The 18,792-nt window shown below is 64.4% G+C and carries 13 protein-coding genes and 1 pseudogene; 10 read left to right on the top strand and 4 right to left on the bottom strand.

Annotated elements, in window-relative coordinates; translation table 11 throughout:
* Positions 1-31: 31 nt before the first annotated feature.
* Entirely contained in the window at positions 32-1,228 is a 1,197-nt protein-coding gene (locus tag HWE01_RS07725) for an acetyl-CoA C-acyltransferase (RefSeq protein ID WP_241821471.1), read from the top strand.
* 103 nt (positions 1,229-1,331) lie between these two features.
* Entirely contained in the window at positions 1,332-2,096 is a 765-nt protein-coding gene (locus HWE01_RS07720; RefSeq protein ID WP_241821470.1) for an enoyl-CoA hydratase, read from the top strand.
* Between the two features lie 314 nt (positions 2,097-2,410).
* Here the strand turns inward: HWE01_RS07720 and HWE01_RS07715 are convergent, their stop codons facing one another.
* On the bottom strand, positions 2,411-3,076 hold the full coding sequence (locus HWE01_RS07715; protein ID WP_241821469.1) for a hypothetical protein: 666 nt from the start codon (positions 3,074-3,076) through the stop codon (positions 2,411-2,413).
* Between the two features lie 636 nt (positions 3,077-3,712).
* Between HWE01_RS07715 and HWE01_RS07710 the strand changes: the two genes are divergently transcribed.
* A complete protein-coding gene (locus HWE01_RS07710; RefSeq protein WP_008334366.1) occupies positions 3,713-4,987 on the top strand; it encodes an NAD(P)/FAD-dependent oxidoreductase in 1,275 nt (424 codons plus the stop codon).
* Here HWE01_RS07710 and HWE01_RS07705 read toward each other — a convergent pair.
* Both HWE01_RS07705 and HWE01_RS07700 read right to left on the bottom strand, forming a co-directional pair.
* A complete protein-coding gene (locus HWE01_RS07705) occupies positions 4,968-6,134 on the bottom strand; it encodes a GGDEF domain-containing protein (protein WP_241821468.1) in 1,167 nt (388 codons plus the stop codon). The genes HWE01_RS07710 and HWE01_RS07705 overlap by 20 nt on opposite strands.
* A gap of 106 nt (positions 6,135-6,240) precedes the next feature.
* Positions 6,241-6,432: a hypothetical protein gene (locus HWE01_RS07700; RefSeq protein ID WP_008334369.1), complete on the bottom strand. Its 192-nt coding sequence runs from the start codon at positions 6,430-6,432 to the stop codon at positions 6,241-6,243.
* A gap of 224 nt (positions 6,433-6,656) precedes the next feature.
* Between HWE01_RS07700 and HWE01_RS07695 the strand changes: the two genes are divergently transcribed.
* The 4 genes and pseudogenes from HWE01_RS07695 to HWE01_RS07680 all read left to right on the top strand — a co-directional run bounded on the left by HWE01_RS07695 (position 6,657) and on the right by HWE01_RS07680 (position 12,140).
* The gene (locus HWE01_RS07695; RefSeq protein ID WP_241821467.1) at positions 6,657-8,669 is read left to right on the top strand and encodes a putative bifunctional diguanylate cyclase/phosphodiesterase; all 2,013 of its coding nucleotides are present in this window, start codon (positions 6,657-6,659) and stop codon (positions 8,667-8,669) included.
* Positions 8,670-8,851: 182 nt separating this feature from the next.
* Positions 8,852-9,805: pseudogene (locus tag HWE01_RS07690) on the top strand (bifunctional enoyl-CoA hydratase/phosphate acetyltransferase); the annotation flags it as partial.
* Positions 9,802-10,983, top strand: a complete 1,182-nt coding sequence (locus HWE01_RS07685; RefSeq protein WP_008334374.1) for an acetate/propionate family kinase — start codon at positions 9,802-9,804, stop codon at positions 10,981-10,983. The pseudogene HWE01_RS07690 and the gene HWE01_RS07685, both read left to right, overlap by 4 nt.
* 83 nt (positions 10,984-11,066) lie before the next feature.
* Positions 11,067-12,140: an alpha/beta fold hydrolase gene (locus tag HWE01_RS07680; protein WP_217509815.1), complete on the top strand. Its 1,074-nt coding sequence runs from the start codon at positions 11,067-11,069 to the stop codon at positions 12,138-12,140.
* Between the two features lie 6 nt (positions 12,141-12,146).
* Here HWE01_RS07680 and HWE01_RS07675 read toward each other — a convergent pair whose 3' ends face one another.
* Complete coding sequence (locus tag HWE01_RS07675; RefSeq protein ID WP_175342968.1) at positions 12,147-12,848, bottom strand: TetR/AcrR family transcriptional regulator; 702 nt, start codon at positions 12,846-12,848, stop codon at positions 12,147-12,149.
* A 227-nt stretch (positions 12,849-13,075) separates the two neighbouring features.
* On the opposite strand from HWE01_RS07675, the gene HWE01_RS07670 reads away from it, so the two are divergent.
* From HWE01_RS07670 to HWE01_RS07660, 3 genes are read left to right on the top strand one after another with little or no spacing between them, the layout of a single operon-like run.
* The gene (locus HWE01_RS07670) at positions 13,076-14,161 is read left to right on the top strand and encodes an efflux RND transporter periplasmic adaptor subunit (protein ID WP_175342967.1); all 1,086 of its coding nucleotides are present in this window, start codon (positions 13,076-13,078) and stop codon (positions 14,159-14,161) included.
* The gene (locus HWE01_RS07665) at positions 14,158-17,301 is read left to right on the top strand and encodes an efflux RND transporter permease subunit (protein WP_241821466.1); all 3,144 of its coding nucleotides are present in this window, start codon (positions 14,158-14,160) and stop codon (positions 17,299-17,301) included. The genes HWE01_RS07670 and HWE01_RS07665 overlap by 4 nt, the downstream gene beginning before the upstream one ends.
* Entirely contained in the window at positions 17,301-18,785 is a 1,485-nt protein-coding gene (locus HWE01_RS07660) for an efflux transporter outer membrane subunit (RefSeq protein WP_241821465.1), read from the top strand. Before HWE01_RS07665 ends, HWE01_RS07660 begins: the two co-directional genes overlap by 1 nt.
* Positions 18,786-18,792: the final 7 nt, after the last annotated feature.

The following is an 18,792-nucleotide window of genomic DNA, read 5'->3' as shown; positions in this document are numbered from 1 at the left end:
AAGGGGAGGGAGAGTCCAAGGAGATTTGGTAATGAGCAAACAACTGCAAGACGCCTACATCGTCGCCGCCACCCGTACCCCCATCGGCAAGGCACCGCGTGGCATGTTCAAGAACACCCGCCCGGATGACCTGCTGGTGCGTGCCATCCAGTCCGCCGTCGCACAAGTGCCGGGCCTGGACCCCAAGCTGATCGAGGACGCCATCGTCGGCTGCTCCTTCCCCGAAGGTGCACAGGGCCTCAACATGGCGCGCAATGCCGTGCTGCTGGCCGGCCTGCCCAATACCATCGGCGGTGTCACCATCAACCGCTACTGCGCCTCCGGCATCACCGCCATCGCCATGGCCGCCGACCGCATCCGCGTCGGCGAGGCCGATGTGATGATCGCGGCCGGTGCTGAATCGATGTCGATGGTGCCGATGATGGGCTTCCATCCTTCCATCAACATCAATGCCTTCAAGGATGAGAACGTCGGCATGGCCTATGGCATGGGCCTGACCGCCGAGAAGGTGGCGCAGCAGTGGAAGGTCTCGCGCGAAGCCCAGGACGAGTTCTCGCTGGCCTCGCACCAGAAGGCCATCGCCGCCCAGCAGGCCGGTGAATTTGCTGACGAGATGACCTCGGTCGAGATCGTCGAGCGCTTCCCTAATCTCGCCACCGGCGAGATCGACATCAAGACCCGGACCGTCGCCCTGGACGAAGGTCCGCGTGCCGATTCCAACCTGGCCGCGCTGGCCAAGCTCAAGCCCGTCTTCGCCGCCAAGGGCAGCGTCACCGCCGGCAACAGCTCGCAGACCTCCGATGGCGCAGGTGCGCTGATCATCGTCTCGGAAAAGATCTTGAAGCAATTCAACCTGACCCCGCTGGCGCGCTTCGTCTCCTTCGCGGTGCGCGGCGTGCCTCCGGAAATCATGGGCATCGGCCCGAAGGAAGCGATTCCTGCGGCCCTCAAGGCCGGTGGCCTGACCCAGGACCAGATCGACTGGATCGAACTGAACGAAGCCTTCGCCGCGCAAGCGCTGGCCGTCATCGGCGATCTCGGCCTCGACCTGAGCAAGGTCAACCCCATGGGCGGTGCGATTGCTTTGGGCCACCCGCTGGGCGCCACCGGTGCGATCCGTGCCGCCACCACCATCCATGCACTGCGCCGCAAGAACCTGAAGTACGGCATGGTGACCATGTGCGTTGGTACCGGCATGGGTGCCGCGGGCATTTTCGAACGCGTCTGATCCGCGCCCGCAAGGCCTGATGCAAAAGCCGCACTGCGCATGCCGTGCGGCTTTTTTCATGAACCTTATAAATCATTTATAACATTCAAGGAGACCTGTGCAGATGGATATCCAGCTCACCAAGGCCGATGGCATCCTGACCATCCACTTCGACCGCGAAGACAAGAAGAACGCCATCACCGCCGCCATGTACCAGCAACTGGCCGATGCCCTGAAGGAGGCCGAGACCGACAGCGCGGTGCGCGCCATCCTCTTCACCGGCAAGCCCAAATCCTTTTCGGCCGGCAATGACCTGGAAGATTTCCTGAAGAATCCGCCCAAGACCCAGGATGCACCGGTATTCCAGTTCCTGTGGCAGATCAGCCATGCCAGCAAGCCTATCGTGGCTGCCGTCTCGGGCGTGGCCGTGGGCATCGGTACCACGCTGCTGCTGCATTGCGATCTGGTGTATGCCGCCGACAATGCCAAATTCTCGATGCCCTTCACGCAACTGGGTTTGTGCCCGGAGGCCGCTTCCTCTCTGCTGTTGCCGCATATCGCCGGTTACCAGCGCGCCGCCGAAAAGCTCTTGCTGGGCGAAGCCTTCGGCGCAGACGAAGCCTGCCAGATGGGCATGGTCAATCGCGTACTGCCGCTGGAAGAGTTGCTGCCGTATGCGCAGCAGCAGGCGGCCAAGCTGGCGGCGCTGCCGGCGGCGTCGATCCGGGTAACCAAGCAGTTGATGAAAAAAAACCGGGTGACAGCGACCGAACAGCAGATGGTGGCCGAGATCGAGCACTTCTCGCGCATGCTGACCGCGCCGGAAGCGAAGGAAGCCTTCACGGCCTTCTTCGAGAAGCGCAAGCCGGATTTCACGCAGTTTGGCTGAAGCCAATGCCGTTTCCTGCGAACGTTGCCGTGGAGCCGCCATCAAGATGGTCGCTGCCACGGCACAGCCAGGAAGATCAGTCGAAGAATATCTGCACCTTCATCAGGCTATCGGCGCCGGAGGTCACCGAACACATACGGCCGACCTCGATGGGCATGATGGAACCTCGCATCAACTCTACCGTCTTGTTCACCTTGGCTTCCGAATAGGCGGGAACGATCTTGCCTACCTCATCGGCGGTTGTCTCTCCCCGGATGTTCCGGGGAGCGCATTTTTGAGGGTGGCGCGGTGGGTGCCGGGAATCCTTTGTCCCGTCACGAATCCGGCAATTCAGCCGGGCTGAGGTCGGGGCGTTCTTTCTGCAGAACAGTGGCAGTAACCGAGCCTTGCAGCGAGCATGAAACTCGCGTGGCACGCTGGTTGTTTTCCATGCTTTCGACGATGAAGGCGCGCTCGATCGTGTTTTTCCGAGGGACGCTGCTGGCAGCAGTATTGATGGCACGCCAATCGCCGCTTCCCGTTTTCAATTCCGTGCGGGCGTAGTCCGTTTCGACGCGCTGCAGACGACCGGCGTCTTTGATCATCGGACGCAATTTGGTCATGGCCTCTTCAACCGTGCCGTCGACGATGAATCCCCAGTAGTAATAGCGTCCCATTTCCTTGAGATCGGTGATCTCGTCGAAATACCCCAGCAGCTTCATGCTGCCTACGGTGACGGGGACCGTGAAATCGATCTGGTTGGCAGGCGCCGTTTTGCGGTCCTGCACCTTTATCCAGGCGATCTCACCTTGTCGTTGCAGTGTCGAAAATGCCTGACTTGCAGCAGCATCCTGCGCCAGGACGCCGAAGAAGCGGCTATCGCAGCCTGTGAATTCCCGCATCGTCTGCTCGGCGATCTGCGCCGAGGCTGGCAAGGCCGTCAGGACGATACTGGCGAGCAGGGCTGTACGCACCCACGGGGCGCAGCGTTCAGGTTTCATCTTGGTTTTTCCCCTGTCTGGATTGGACCGTTGTGTGGCGTCTTCGCTATCAGTCGGCAAGGCATCTTGAGACCCCTTCATCCCCAGTGGCAGCTCCGTCGGAATGCCTGCGTTGCCGAAGGGCAATATGTTAGTTGATGTTAGAACCCATTTCATAAATAGGCGTGAGATGCGTCCTGCCCAGAAAGGGCGCTGGCAAGGCGCGCGACGCGTCGTGTGGCGGTGCCACACGCAAGGAGCGCAACGCGGCCAGCGCCCTTTCTGGACAGAACCCGGAGGGAGCGGCCCGTTTGGGCGAATTGCTGCGTTACGAATTTGGGTCAAGACGCCCAGTCTTGACCCACTCGCGCCTTGCACTTCATCCCAAACGGGACTCGCTCGCACTCACGCCTATTTATGAAATGGGTTCTAAGTATTTTTTGTTGATTTTCTTGAGTTGCAGGAGGCGTCATCCTGTCCGTCACGCCGTTGCTGCGCGGACCGCAAGGCCATTGCGAGCATTAATCCAGGCTTAATGCTGCGTTCAATGAGCATTAATCCCCTTGCAGGTCAGCAGCGCCATAATCGGTCCCTCCTGTTGTGGTCTGGCCATGGTTCATCCCCGCTCAGGCTACCCACCTCCGATGGAGCCCCCCGATGCAACTGACGTCGTACTGGCTGGACACCTCCCCTCCCTTCATTACCACCCACACCACCTTGCCCGACGATGGCTGCGACGTGCTGGTCGTCGGTGGCGGCATCACCGGTTCGGCTGCGGCGCTGGCACTGGCGCGCAAGGGCGCCAGGGTGGTGGTGTGTGAAGCCGGTATCGTCGGCGGCGCCGCTTCCGGACGCAACGGTGGCATGTGCAACAACGGCTTCGCGCAGGACTACGCCGCGCTGTCACAGCGTCTGGGAACGGAATGGGCCAACCGGCTCTATCGAGCCTTCGATGCCGGTGTCGATACCGTGGAACGGCTGGTGCGCGAGGAATCCATCGACTGCAGTTTTGCCCGTTACGGCAAGCTCAAGCTGGCGGCCAAGCCCGAGCACGTCGACAAGCTGGCGCGCAGCCAGGCCCTGCTGGCAGCCAACGTGGATCCCGACACGCGTCTGCTCAGCCGGTCCGAGCTGAGCAAGGAGCTGGGCAGCGATCGCTACTACGGCGGCCTGCTGATGGAAAAAAGCGCCGGCATGCACGTGGGCCGCTATGTGCGCGGCCTGGCCCATGCCGCCCAGCGACGCGGTGCGATCTACCTCGAACATACGCCCGTGCTGGGCCTGAAGGCGCAAGGTGGCCACTATCAGGTACGGACGCCGACGGGCAGTCTGCGCGCCGGCCAGGTGCTGCTGGCCAGCGGCATTTCCCAGGTCGGACCGTTCGGCTGGATACGCCGCCGCATTGTCCCCGTCGGCGCTTTCCTGATCGTCACGGAACCCTTGCCGACTGCATTGCTGGACCAACTGCTGCCGACACGACGCATGTACACGGATACCAGGAATTTCGTCAATTATTTCCGGGTGACACCGGACAATCGCCTGCTCTTCGGCGGACGCGCGCGCTTCGCGGTTTCCAATCCGCAGTCCGATGCCAGGAGCGGCGAGATCCTCCGAACCCAGATGCTGAACGTCTTTCCGCAACTGGGGTCGGTACGCATCGATTACTGCTGGGGCGGCATGGTCGACATGACGGTCGACCGCCTGCCGCGTGCCGGCCAGCGCGATGGGTTGTTCTACGCAATGGGCTACAGCGGGCATGGCACCCACATGGCCAGCCTCATGGGGACCTTGATGGCCGAGGTCATGGAAGGCAGGGCAGACCTCAATCCGTGGAAAGATCTGGACTGGCCTGCCATTCCCGGTCACCTGGGCAAGCCCTGGTTCCTGCCCCTGGTCGGTGCCTGGTATCGACTCAAGGACTGGCTGCAGTGAAGTTTGCCGGGTTCACGACGAGTCGATTGCGGCCCGCGCGCTTGGCGTCATACAGCGCCGCATCGGCCATTGCCAGCAAGCTTTCCAGCGCCAGTGCCGGCGTCGAGTAGAGACTGACGCCCACGCTCAGGCTCACCGCATCAGGCGTGGGCACCCCCTTGCGCGCCACGTGGGCGAAGGCTTCCCGCAGTTGTTCTCCCAGATGCTCCACTTGCTCCGGGCGAACATCCCGCAACACGATCACGAACTCATCCCCACCCAGCCGAGCGGCCAGCGCATCCTCGGGCAGCACCTCGCGCAGCAGGGTGCTCAGTGCTTCCAGCAGCTTGTCACCGGCGGCATGACCGTGCAGGTCGTTGACCTGCTTGAAGTTGTCGATGTCGATGAGCAGCAGCGCGCCCGGATGTGCCTGGCTGGCTTGCGCCAGCAGCGCCGGAGCCCGTGCCAGCAGCGCCCGCCGGTTCAGCAGTCCGGTCAGGGGATCGCGCGCGGCCAGTTGGCCCATGTGCTCTTCGCGGCGATGACGCTCGGTGCCGGTCATCGACAATGCGATCAGCATCACCGCCATCGAGCCCTCCACCAGCGAGACCTGGATCAGCACGCCGCCAAAGGCCGCCAGATCCACAAAAGCACCCAATGCCAGCGCCCAGACCGCCTTGGCCACGTAGAACAAGCCGTGGATTAGCAGGACGAAGCGCAACTGCACCGCACCTACGCTGAGCGAGGCACCATGGGGCCGGAGCAGCAAGCTGGCGCGCAAGGTGAGGGCGGCGATCATCAGCGATTGCAGGCCCAGCATCACGCGCGACCACCAGGCATGCGCAGGCAGCAACAGCATCAGCACCCACAGCAGCGCGATGAGCCACCAGCCGCGTGAAACGCGGGATCGCGTGAACCAGGCCACGCCCGCCAGGAAGCAGGCGTGCGCGGCGATCAGCAAGCCGTTGGCGAACCAGATACCGACCAGCAGATAGCCCCGCGAGCGCAACAGCGCCAGGAAGGAGCCGATGGTGATGATGGCAAAACCGCTGCTCCATAGCAGCAGCGAGCGTTCTCTGACGCTGTTCCATTCGATGGCCAGATAGAGCGAAGCCGACGCCGCCAGCGCGATGGTGAGGATGAGCAGAGTGGAGGGATCGAGAGCCATGACAGAAGCAGCGCCAGTTTGCCGCGCAATAGATACGGCTCCATTTTAGCCTTCCGGCGGGCTGCCTCCTCAGATGCTTCCGAAGGATTTGTTGCTGTTGTGAAACTCAGGGCGTCGCAGCGCCTCCCGCCGAGCTTTGCGGCGCTGCGTCGGGCGCAGCCGTGGCGGCTCCCTCGGTACCTTGTTGCGGCGAGAGTTGCGGCAGTTTTTTGTGAATCAGGGGCAAGTCCTGACGTTCGCTGCCATCGGGCATGACGGCCTGTTCGGCCGATAACCAGTTGCCGTTGTCTTGGGCCATGCAGTTTCTCCAGATTGTGAAAGGGGATCAGCAAGGTCGCAGCTTGTCTCTTTCGCGCCAACAACTCGTTGATACATCTCAATGGCCCCATTGTTTTGACAAGAATTCTTCTTATTCATTGGATAATACCCCGCAGCCGCTGCGGGCTCCCTCGGGAAAGGGACGCCTCCGATCCTGCCACGCCTTTCGGCGGGCAGCGCAGCCGGGCATGACGGGATGGAGATGTGAGCGAACTGAAGACAGAAACCGGCGTCGGCGACCAAGCGTCCCGGCCTGCATTGCGAGAACTGATTCGCGCGGACCAGCTGACGGCGGCCCGCCACACGGTCATGCTGTCGATCCCGGTGGCTTTCGTGCTGAGCGCCATCTCGACTTTCGTCGCCTGGCATTCCGGCAAGCTCTGGATCGCCCTGGCGTGGCTGGCCTGCGCCACGCTGGTCAACCTGGTGCGTATCCCGCTGTGCCGCCTCTCACCGCAGCGCGTGGCGCAACTGGTGCCGTGGATGCAGCCGCGCGGCGCGATCCTCGGCCAAGGCGACGTGGTGGAATTGAACCTGCGCCTGCACTGGATCCTGGCGCTGGTCTCCGGCTTCGCGTGGGCCGGCATGCCCTGGCTGAGCGAGGGCTACACCACGCCCGAAACGCTTTTCTATCTCACCTGCGTGTGCGGCATCACGGCCGGTGCCGTCACCCACGGCTTCGCCTTTGCCCGCATCCCCATCAGCTTCATCACGCCGCCGCTGTTGTCGGTGATCTTCTGCCTGTCCGTCTTCAATCGCAATCCGACCCGGCTGGCGCTGGCCGCGACGGCCGTGATCTACCTGGCCGGCCTGATTCGCGGCGCCCGCGTGGGCGAGCGCATGTTTGCGCGCGCCTGCGCCCTCAAGAATGAGGCCACCACCGCCAACCAGGCCCTGGCCGTGGCCCATGAAGACCTGCGCCAGTTTGCCGCGCGCATGCAGTACCAGGCCGAACACGATCTGCTGACCGGCCTGCTGGACCGCGCCGGCTTCATGCGGGTCGCCGCGCAGGTGCTGGCGCGTCAGCCGCACCGACAGTGCCTGATGTTCCTTGACCTGGATAGTTTCAAGGTCATCAACGACGCCTATGGCCATGAGGCGGGGGACCAGGTGCTCATCGAAGTGGCACGGCGCCTGCAGTCCTGTCTGCCCGAGAGCGCGACGCTGGCGCGCCTGGCGGGTGACGAATTCGTGATTCTCTACCCGCTGACCGCCCGGGCAGAGTCGCCGGAGCAGCTGGCGCAGCGCCTCATCACGGCGATCCGCCAGCCGTTCGCACGACTGGCCCATCGCCACATCGGCCTGAGCGTGGGGATCTACCTCTCGCGCGGCGATGATATCAACGAGATGCTGGTCTGTTCGGATGCCGCCATGTATGAGGCCAAGCGACGTGGCCGCAATCAGTATCAGGTCTTCAACGTGGCGCTGGATGCGCATCTGCAGATGAAGCGCGATGTCGAGCGCGATCTGGCCCAGGCGCTGGCCGATGGCGAACTGCAGGTGTGGTTCCAGCCCATCGTTTGCGAGGACGGGCGTGCCCTGGACGGTTTCGAGGCCCTGGTGCGCTGGACCCATCGCCGCCATGGCCCGATCGCACCGCCTGACCTGATCGAGATTGCAGCGCTGGCGGGGCTGTCGGAGGAACTGCTGCGCTTCATCATGAACGAAGTGGCGCGCATGATTGCGTTCATGCAGGACACTGGTCGCAGTGACTTGCGCGTGTCGATGAATATCTCGCCGCGTGAAATGGAGCGCATCGTCATCGAGGACCTGGTGGCGGCCACCCTGAAACAGCAGAACCTGCCAGCGCACATGCTGGAAATCGAGATCACCGAAGAGACCGCGCTCGACCTTCAGGCGGCCACACAGACCCTGACGGCGCTGGCGCTGCAGGGCGTGAGCATCGCCATCGACGACTTCGGCGTGGGCTATTCCTCGCTGGGCTTCCTGCGTCAGATGCACGTCTCGCGCGTGAAGATCGACCGCAGCTTCGTCACCGGCCTGGCCGACCAGACCGAGAACCAGGCCCTGGTTTCTGCGGTGCTGCAACTGGCGGCATCGTTCGGTTTCCAGGTGGTGGCCGAAGGCGTGGAGAGCGAGCAAGACATGCAGGTCCTGCAATCCATGCACTGTCACGCGATGCAGGGACATTACTTTGCCGAACCGATGCCGGCCGAGATGGCGCGCCGACACGTGCTGGCACTGGCCCAGGTCTGAACGCGCCAGCATGGCTGCATGCGGCCTGACAAAGTTGAAGCAGATCAAGCTTTGTGCTCTCTGACCCCTTTGCGGGCAGTGCCGCAATTGAACTCACCTCCGCCTGGGGATATGCTGCGACACAGCAAGCCCGCATGAGCGCGTCCTGCCTCATGCCACCCCTTCAGGAGGACGCCATGTTTCCACCGACGCAGGCCACGCCTGCCGAGCGCTACGGTCAACTCATCCGCGATGCCCTGGGCGCGCAGCCGATGCGGGTGGCCGTGGTCCACCCCTGTTCTGCCGAGGCCTTGCAGGGCGCGCTGGAGGCGCACCAGGAAGGTCTGCTGGAACCGTTGCTGGTCGGGCCCGAAGTCAGAATACGACGTATCGCCGAGCAGGCCGGGCTGTCGCTGACGGGCTTGCAGATCGAGTGCACCGAACACAGTCATGCGGCCGCAGCCCGCGCCGTCGAGCTGGCCGTGCAAGGGCGCGTGGCCGCGCTCATGAAGGGCAGCCTGCACAGCGACGAACTGCTCGCAGCGGTGGTGGCGCCGGGCGCTGGTCTGCGCACCGAACGTCGCATCAGCCATGTCTACGCCATGGCCATTCCCACCTACGCCAAGCCTCTCATCATCACCGATGCCGCCATCAACATCACCCCCACGCTGGCCCACAAGCGCGACATCTGCCAGAACGCCATCGATCTGCTGCACGTGATGGGTGTGCCGCGTCCGCACGTAGCGGTGCTGGCAGCCGTGGAGACGGTCAATCCGGCCATGCCTTCCACCCTGGATGCGGCCGCCCTGACCGTGATGGCCACGCGCCACCAGATCACCGGCGCGGTGGTCGATGGCCCGCTGGCCTTTGACAACGCCATCAGTCTGCAATCGGCCAGCATCAAGCAGATCGCCTCGCCGGTGGCGGGTAGCGCCGATATCCTGCTGGTGCCCGATCTCGAAGCGGGCAACATGCTGGCCAAGCAGTTGATCTATTTGTCCCAGGCCGAGGCTGCCGGACTGGTGCTGGGCGCGCGCGTGCCGGTGATCCTGACCAGCCGTGCTGACAGCTTGCGAGTGCGCCTGGCCTCCTCGGCGCTGGCCCGTCTGTTCGCCTCGCGCAGCAAGCTGTGCGCGGTCGGCAAGGAACGCTCATGAATCGCTGGTTGCTGACCTTCAATGCCGGCTCGTCCACGATCAAGCTGGGCGTGTTCCGCCTCGATGGTCCGCGCGCCGGCAAGATCGGCCACGGACAGCTGGATCTGCATCTCTCGCCCTTGCGGCTGCGTCTGGAGATCGAAGGCGCCACATCGACCGTAGCCATCGATGCCGATCCCGTGGCATCCATGGACAAGGTACTGGAGCAGGTGCTGCACCAGCTCGAAGTCGGTCACGATCAGGGAGCATTGTGCGCGGTCGGTCATCGGGTGGTGCATGGAGGCCTGCACCTGGCGCAATCGGTGCTGCTCGATGAACGCATCGAAGCGGAGCTGCAAGCCCTGGCGCCCCTGGCACCGCTGCACCAACCGCAGAATCTGCGCCTGATCCGCGCCGTCGCGCGACTGCGGCCGGGACTGCCGCAGAGCGCGTCCTTCGATACGGCCTTCCATGCCGACCAGGATGCGCTGGCGCGCCGCTTTGCACTGCCGCGCGAGCTGCACGAGCAAGGCGTGCTGCGTTATGGCTTCCACGGCCTCTCCTACAGCTACATTGCGGCCGAACTGCGGCGCCGCCAGCTGCCCGAGGCCCACGGCAATGTGGTGGTCGCGCACCTCGGCAACGGCGCCAGTCTGTGCGGTATCCAGAACGGCCGCAGCGTTGATGCCAGTACCGGCTTCTCGACCCTGGACGGCGTGCCGATGGGAACGCGTTGCGGTGCGCTCGATGCTGGCGTGCTGCTGTATCTGCTGCAGCAGGGGATGACACCGGCGGCGCTGGAAGACTTGCTGTATCACCGCTCCGGCCTGCTTGGGGTATCCGGTGTGAGCGCCGATGTACGCACCCTCCAGCAGAGTCAGGCGGCGCCTGCGCGCGAGGCGCTGGAACTGTTCGCCCTGCGCTGCGCCGGCGAGGCCGCCCGCCTGGCTGCTACCCTGCGCGGCATGGATGCCCTGGTCTTTACCGCCGGTATCGGCGAACACGACGCGCGCATGCGCGCGGCCATCTGTGCGCGTCTGGACTGGCTGGGCGTGCAGCTCGACGAGAGCGCCAATGAAAAGCACCAGGAATGTATCAGCCACCCGGCCAGCCGCGTGCGCGTGCTGGTCATTCCGACCGATGAAGAACAGGTCATTGCCGACGACGCGGCAAGACTCATACACGGGAGTACATCATGACGACCTCACACACCGGCCATGCGCCGCTCGTTGCCGAGACTGCAGAGGACTGCGGCCCTGGCTGCGTTCCGCTGTTCTGGCCGATGATGCTGGCCAGCGCAGTGTTTCGCCAGGGTCAGGATGTGGTGGACAAGCAGCTGCGCTTTCTGGAAGAAGAAGCCAAGCTGCACGCCATCCACCATCCGCAGATGGCCACCGCTCATCAGGTGCGCCTGAAGCTGCGTACCCTGACCCTGCGCGAATATGGCAAGGCCAGTGGCGCCCACGCCGTCCCCACGCTGGTGGTGGCGCCGTATGCCGGCCATACCTCGGTGATTGCCGATTATTATCCGGGCCAGAGCCTGGTCGAAACCCTGCTCGACCATGGGGTGCCGCATGTCTTTCTGACCGACTGGCATAGTGCCAGCGAGGACATGAAGGACCTGGAGATCGACAACTATCTGGCTGACCTCTGTGTGCTCATCGATGAACTGGGCGGGCGCGCCAATCTGGTCGGACTGTGCCAGGGCGGCTGGATCTCGGCCATGATCGCCGCGCGGTTCCCGCACAAGGTGCAACGTCTGGTGCTGGCTGGCTCACCCATTGATGCCGGTGCCGGCGAGGGGCCGTTGAAGCAGATGGTGGAGCGCACGCCGATCCGCTTCTACGAGGACCTGGTACGTACCGGCGGTGGGCTCATGCGCGGCAGCTTCATGCTGCAGGGCTGGAAGAACATGCACCCCGACGAGCACTACTTCACCGAACACGTGGACCTGTTCCAGCATATCGATGATCCGGTCTACCTGGCCAAGCGCGAGACCTTCGCCGCCTGGTACGAAACCCCGATCGATCTGCCGGGACGCTGGTATCTCCAGGCCATTCGCCAGATCTTCAAGGACAACCTGCTGGCGCGCGGGCAGTTCGTTGCGCTGGGCAAGATGCTGGACCTGCGCGACATCACCTGTCCGCTCTACCTGCTGGCGGGCGAGCGGGATGACATCACCACGCCCGAGCAGGTGCTCAATGCGGCGCAACTGGTCGGTACATCCTCTGCGCACATCACGCAGCGGGTGGTGCCGGGCGGGCACATCGGTCTGTTCATGGGGGGGCGTACACTGGCGGAGGCCTGGCCGCAGATTGCACAGTGGCTGGCCGCCCCGCTGAAAACCGGTGGATAGCCACTCTCAGGCAGCAGGCAGGGTTCTCTTGCGGGCGGCGGCGGGTTTGCGCGCCGCCTTTTTGATTTCCGCAGCGGGCGGTTGATCTGCGGGAGCGGCCACTGCAATGGACGCCTTCAGAAACCACGCCAGCACCGACTCGGCCGTCTTGCCGTCAACGATGTGCGGCACGCAGCGGTAGGAAAAACTGACGCCCTCGCACAAGGCCATCAGGCCGATGGCGATCTCGCGCGGCGGTGCGGCCGGGGCGGTACCGGTCAGGTGGCAATAGGCTTCGACAAAGCGGGTGATCTGAACGTAGCGCTGCTCCAGGAAGCTGTCCAATTGGGCACGGAATTTCTCGTCGCGCAGCGCGATGATGCGCGCCTCCATCCACAGCAGGCTGCACTTGTCATCGCGGTACAGTGCCGAGTACTGCACGGCCAGAGCGTCGCGCAAGGCATGCGGATCGGTCAGACCGCCGCCGAGGATGCGCTCGAAACCCCGGTCGATGCTCTCCCCTTCGCGGCGCAACAGCTCAAAGAAGAGCTGCTCCTTGTCATCGAAGTTGGAATAGAAGGCACCGCGCGAATAGCCCGCTGCGGTGCTGATATCTTCCACGCTGGCCTGCGCATATCCCTTCTGCATGAACATCGCGTGCGCCGCCTCCAGCAGACGTTCCCGGGTCTGCTCACGGCTTTGCTCGCGGCTGAGTCGTTGGCGTGTCATGGGGCTGGATTCTAACACTGTTGTATTCGGATACAGTATTGCATTTGAATTCATATCTGCATTAGAATCGCTGCACTTTTGTAAAGACGCCCACGAGGCGGAGCGCGCCGCGGTCCGACCCTCCCGACACTCCCTTTCCCGAAAGGAATGCTGTGAAGCCTGTCTCACGTTCGTGTCCCGGTCCTGCTTCCCTGGCTTTTTCCGTACGCCGCGTCCGGCTGGCGCGCATGGCCCTGCTGGCCGTTCCCTTTACGCTCTGGCTGGCCGGATGCAGCAAGCCGGCCCCCGTGGCCGAGGTGCCGCGCGAAGTGGTGGTGTTGCAGGCGCAGGAGCGCGCCGGCACCCAGCCCCTGCACCTGCCGGCCGAAGTGCAGTCGCGCTATGTGACCTCGCTCTCCTTCCGGGTGGCCGGACAACTGGTGGAACGTCGCGTACATCTGGGCGATGTGGTGCGCAAGGGCCAGATCCTGGCCCGTCTCGACCCCGCCGATGCCGACCAGAACGCCGCGTCGGCGCGCGCTGAACTGGCGGCCGCCCGCCAGCATCTCGACGCAGCCGAGAAGCAGCTGCAGCGCGATACGGCGCAGGCCGCAGAACAGCTCATCAGCGCCCAGCAGCTGGAACAAAGCCAGGATGCCCATGCCGCCGCGCTCTCGCAATGGAAGGCCGCGCAGGCCCGTGCCGCGGTGGCCGGCAACCAGCGCGACTACACCACGCTGGTGGCTCAGCATGACGGCGTCATCAGTGCCGAGCAGGCCAATACCGGCGATGTACTGAGCCCCGGTCAGCCGGTCTATTCGCTGGCCTGGTCGGGGGCGGTGGATGTGGTCACCGACGTGGCCGACCGCCAGCTGGCTGGCCTGCAACCCGGGGTCGCTGCCGATGTCACGCTGGCCGCCCTGCCCGGCAAGACCTGGAAGGGGCGTGTGCGTGAAGTCAGTCCGGCCGCTGATCCGCAGAGTCGTACCTATCGCGTCAAGGTCACGCTGGAACAGCCTGACGCCAGCGTGCGCCTGGGCATGACCGGCGAAGTGACGATCACGCCGTCCAACACGACGCAGACGCAGGTTCTGCTGCTGCCGGCCACGGCCTTGTTCCATCAGGGTGACAAACCGGCAGTGTGGGTCGTCGGTGCCGACGGCAAGCTGGTACTGCGTCCGGTGACGGTGGCCGCGTATGGAGAGCGCAGCATTTCGCTCTCGCAAGGCGTGGCTGCCAGTGACAAGGTGGTGGTGCAGGGCGTACATACCCTGACCGTGGGAGAAAAGGTCAAGCCGGTGGCGCCGCTGCACGCCGAGGACTTCGCCCTATGAGCGCACCCGGCCGATTCAATCTGTCCGCCTGGACCTTGCAGCACCAGGCGCTGGTGACCTTCATCCTGGCGCTGGTGACCTTGCTGGGCATGGGTTCCTATTCGCGGCTGTCGCAATCCGAAGACCCGCCCTTCACCTTCAAGGTGATGGTGATCCAGACCGACTGGCCCGGCGCCACCGCGCGCCAGGTGCAAGAGCAGATCACCGACCGCATCGCCCGCAAGCTGCAGGAGACACCGGACGTCGATTTTCTGCGCAGTTATTCGCGCGCGGGGCAGTCGCAACTCTTCTTCACCATCAAGGACACGGCCCCGGCCTCGCAGGTGCCGCAGACCTGGTACCAGGTGCGCAAGAAGGTCGGCGACATGGCCGCCACCTTGCCGCAGGGGGTCAAGGGACCATACTTCAATGACGAGTTCGGTGATGTCTACACCAACATCTACGCACTGGCCGGTGACGGTTTCACGCCGGCGCAGTTGCGCGACTATGCTGACCAGTTGCGCGGTGAACTGCTGCACGTGCCGGGCGTGGCCAAGATCGATTACTTCGGGGATCGTCAGGAACACATCTACATCGACATCGGCAACACCCGCATGACGCGCCTTGGCATCAGCCCGCAGCAGCTGGCCGATGCCATCGGTGCACAGAATGCGGTGGTGCCGGGTGGTCTCATCACCACCGACAATGACCGCGTCTACGTGCGTCCTACCGGCCAGTTCGACAACCTGCGCGCGCTGGAAGACAAGATCATCCATGTCAACAACCGCAATTTCCGGCTGGGTGACATCGCCACCATCACGCGCGGTTACGACGAACCGCAGGAACAGGAGATGCGCGCCAACGGCCAGCCTGTGCTGGGCATCGGCGTGACCATGCAGCCTGGCGGCGACGTGATCCGCCTGGGCCGCGCGCTGGACGAGCGCACTGAACAATTGCGCAAGCGCCTGCCCGCCGGGCTCACGCTGACGGCGGTTTCCAGCATGCCGCATGCAGTGGAAAAATCGGTAGATGACTTTTTGGAAGCGGTGGCCGAGGCGGTCGCCATCGTGCTGGTGGTGAGCCTGGTCTCGCTGGGCATTCGCACCGGCATGGTGGTGGTGATTTCGATTCCCATCGTGCTGGCGGTGACCTCGCTGTTCATGTACCTCTTCGACATCGGCCTGCACAAGGTCTCGCTGGGCACTTTGGTGCTGGCACTGGGGCTGCTGGTTGATGATGCCATCATCGCCGTGGAAATGATGGCGGTAAAACTGGAGCAGGGCTGGAACCGCCGCCGCGCCGCCGCCTTCGCCTACACCAGCACGGCCTTCCCGATGCTGACCGGCACGCTGGTGACCGTCGCGGGCTTCCTGCCGATTGCACTGGCCAAGTCGGGGACCGGTGAATACACCCGTTCCATCTTCGAGGTCTCGGCCATTGCATTGCTGCTGTCGTGGCTGGCGGCGGTGGTGCTCATTCCGCTGCTGGGCTATCACCTGCTCAAGGAAAAACCGGGTGCGCTCACGGATGAACAGATCGCCGCCAACCCGCATGCCGGCCATGATGAGGAGGACCACGACCATCCCATCTACCAGACCCGCATCTACACCTGGCTGCGCCGTTCGGTGGCCTGGTGCGTGGCCTTCCGTGGGCGTGTGGTGATCGCCACCACGGTGCTGTTCATCGGCTCGCTGGCCGCCTTCGCACTGGTGCCGCAGCAATTCTTCCCCAGCTCCGACCGCCCCGAACTGCTGATCGACCTGCACCTGCCGGAGCGTGCCTCCTTTGACGCCACGCAGCGCGAGGCGATCCGCATGGAAGCCCTGCTCAAGGGCCGTCCACAGATCGATCATGTGGTCAGTTTCGTGGGCGTCGGCGCGCCGCGTTTCTACCTGCCGCTGGACCAGCAACTGGCCAGCCCCAACTTCGCGCAGTTCGTCGTGACGGCCAAGTCGGTGGAAGACCGCGAAGCCCTGGCGCGGGCACTGGAGGAGCCGCTGCGCAAGCAGTTCAGCGGTGCGCGCACGCGCATGACGAGGCTGGAGAATGGCCCGCCGGTCGGCTTCCCGGTGCAGTTCCGCATCAGCGGCGAACAGATCCCCAAGGTACGCGCCATTGCCGAACAGGTGGCCGCCGAGTTGCGCAAGGAAAGTCGTGCCACCAACATCCAGTTCGACTGGGATGAGCCGGCCCAGCGTTCGGTGTCCTTCGAGATCGACCAGAAACGTGCCGCCGAGCTGGGCTTGAGCAGCCAGCAGATTGCCAACTTCCTGGCCATGCAGTTGTCGGGCGTGACCGTGACGCAATATCGCGAGCGCGACAAACTCATCAGCGTTGACCTGCGCACCCCGCGCAGCGAGCGCGTCGATCCCTCGCGCCTGGCCAGCTTGTCCATGCCCACCGCCAATGGTCCGGTGCCGCTGGCCACACTGGGCCAGTTCCGCAATACGCTGGAATACGGCGTGATCTGGGAGCGCGACCGCCAGCCCACCATCACCGTGCTGGCCGACGTGCGCCCCGGCGTGCAGGGCATCGATGTCACCAATGACGTCAACCGCAAGCTCGATGCCCTGCGCGGCGAGCTGCCGGTGGGTTATCGCATCGATGTGGGCGGTCCGGTGGAAGAGAACGCCAAGGCCCAGTCCTCCATCTCGGCGCAGATGCCCTTGATGGTCATCGCCGTGCTGCTGTTGCTGATGGTGCAGTTGCAGAGCTTCGGCCGCACCCTGATGGTGGTGATGACTGCACCGCTGGGCCTGATCGGCGTGGTCGGCGCGCTGCTGCTGTTTGGTCAGCCCTTCGGCTTCGTGGCCATGCTGGGCACCATTGCCATGCTGGGCATCATCATGCGCAACTCGGTGATCCTGGTGGACCAGATCGAGCAGGACATCGCCGCCGGTCGTGGCCGCTTCGATGCCATCGTCGGCGCCACCGTGCGCCGCTTCCGTCCGATCACGCTCACTGCTGCCGCGGCCGTGCTGGCATTGATTCCGCTGTTGCGCAGCAACTTCTTCGGACCGATGGCCACCGCGCTCATGGGCGGCATCACCATCGCCACCATCCTGACCCTGTTCTACCTGCCGGCGCTGTACGCGCTGTGCTACCGGGTCAAGCCGGATGAAACCCATCACCGCGACCATGCCGCGCAAGGGAGTCACTGATGAGCGCCGTTCGTTTGATCTTCGCCCCGCAGCTGCGCCCCGTGGCGCTGGCCGCCGCGCTGCTGCTGTCCGGTTGCGCCCTGGGACCGACCGGCGAAGCGCCGGCCATGCCGCAGCCGGCCCATTATGCCGCCCAGGCCACGCCGGCCACGCTGGGACCTTCGGAGGCGCGCCAGACCTTCGTGCTGGGTCAGCGCACGGTGCCGCACTGGTGGCGTGCCTATGGCTCGCCGGAACTGTCGGCCTGGGTCGAGGAGGCCTTGCGCAACAATCATTCGCTGGCCGAGGCCGATCGCAATCTGGCCAGTGCACGCCTGCAATTGCGCGCGCAGATCGATGAGTCGCTCTGGCCCACCATCGATGCGGTCGGACAGGCCCAGCGTCAGCGCGCTCTGGGCCTGCCCAACATCGGCCCGACCACCAATCTGTACAACGTCTTCGCCGGCCAGATCCGGGCCAGCTATACCTTCGACCTGTTCGGGGTGGAACGCTTCGCCAATTCGGCCCTGGCCGCGCAGGTCGATGCCCAGTCCTATCAGTTCGATGCGGCACGGCGGGCAGTGGCAGCCAACGTGGTCATCACGGCCATCAATGCCGCTTCATTGCGCGCTCAGGTGAGCGACACCGAGCGCCTGGTGGCGCTGGCCGATGCCGATGTGGCGGAATTGCAGCGCCGTCTGGCGCTGGGGGCGGTGTCCGCTGACGAGCTCTTGTCCGCGCGCGCCAGTGCGCAATCGCTGCGCGCCAGCCTGCCCGGTCTGAAGGCGCAATGGCAGGGTGCGCGTCATGCGCTGGCGGTCTTGATGGGCCGCACCCCGGATGCTGCACCATCCGATCTGGAGATGGCCAGCCTGAAGTTGCCGCAGCAGGTTCCGATGACGGTTCCCTCCGAACTGCTCAGGCAACGCCCCGACATCCTCGCGGCCGATGCGGCCTTGAAAGTGGCGGCGGCCCAGCAGGCGGTGGCCACGGCCGAGATGTTTCCCAGCCTGTCCATCAGCGCTTCCTTCGGCCAGTCCGGCTTCTCGTGGGCCAAGGCCACCGGTGGTGCCGGTGCGGTGTGGGGCCTGGGGGCGTCGCTGACACAGCCGCTGTTTCATGGCGGGGCCTTGCGCGCCAAGCGGGACGCCAGCAAGCAAGCCTATTTCGCGGCCGAGGCTCATTATCGCCAGACCGTGTTGAATGCTTTCCAGAACGTAGCCGATAGCCTGGTGGCACTGACCGAGGATGCCGATGCTCTGCAGGCGTCGTCGGCGGCGCGCATCGCTTCCGAGCAAGGCTGGCGCAATGCGCAGCGGCGCGCGCAACTCGGGGCCTATCCGGCCAGTGCCGCGCGCTCCGGCGAGCGCCAGTATCTCAATGCCAGGCTGGGCGAGATCCGCGCCACGGCCAGCCGCATGAACGATACGGCCACCCTGTTCCAGGCCATGGGCGTGGGGCTGGAGGAAGCGCCCGTGGCGGCACCGCCACCGACGCAGCCCTGAGTCGGCA

Origin of the sequence: Herbaspirillum sp. C7C8 (genome assembly GCF_022627875.1) — a bacterium.
GTDB lineage: Bacteria > Pseudomonadota > Gammaproteobacteria > Burkholderiales > Burkholderiaceae_D > Herbaspirillum.
Note: the sequence above shows the minus strand (reverse complement) of the source record. Positions and strands in the feature narration are given on the sequence as shown.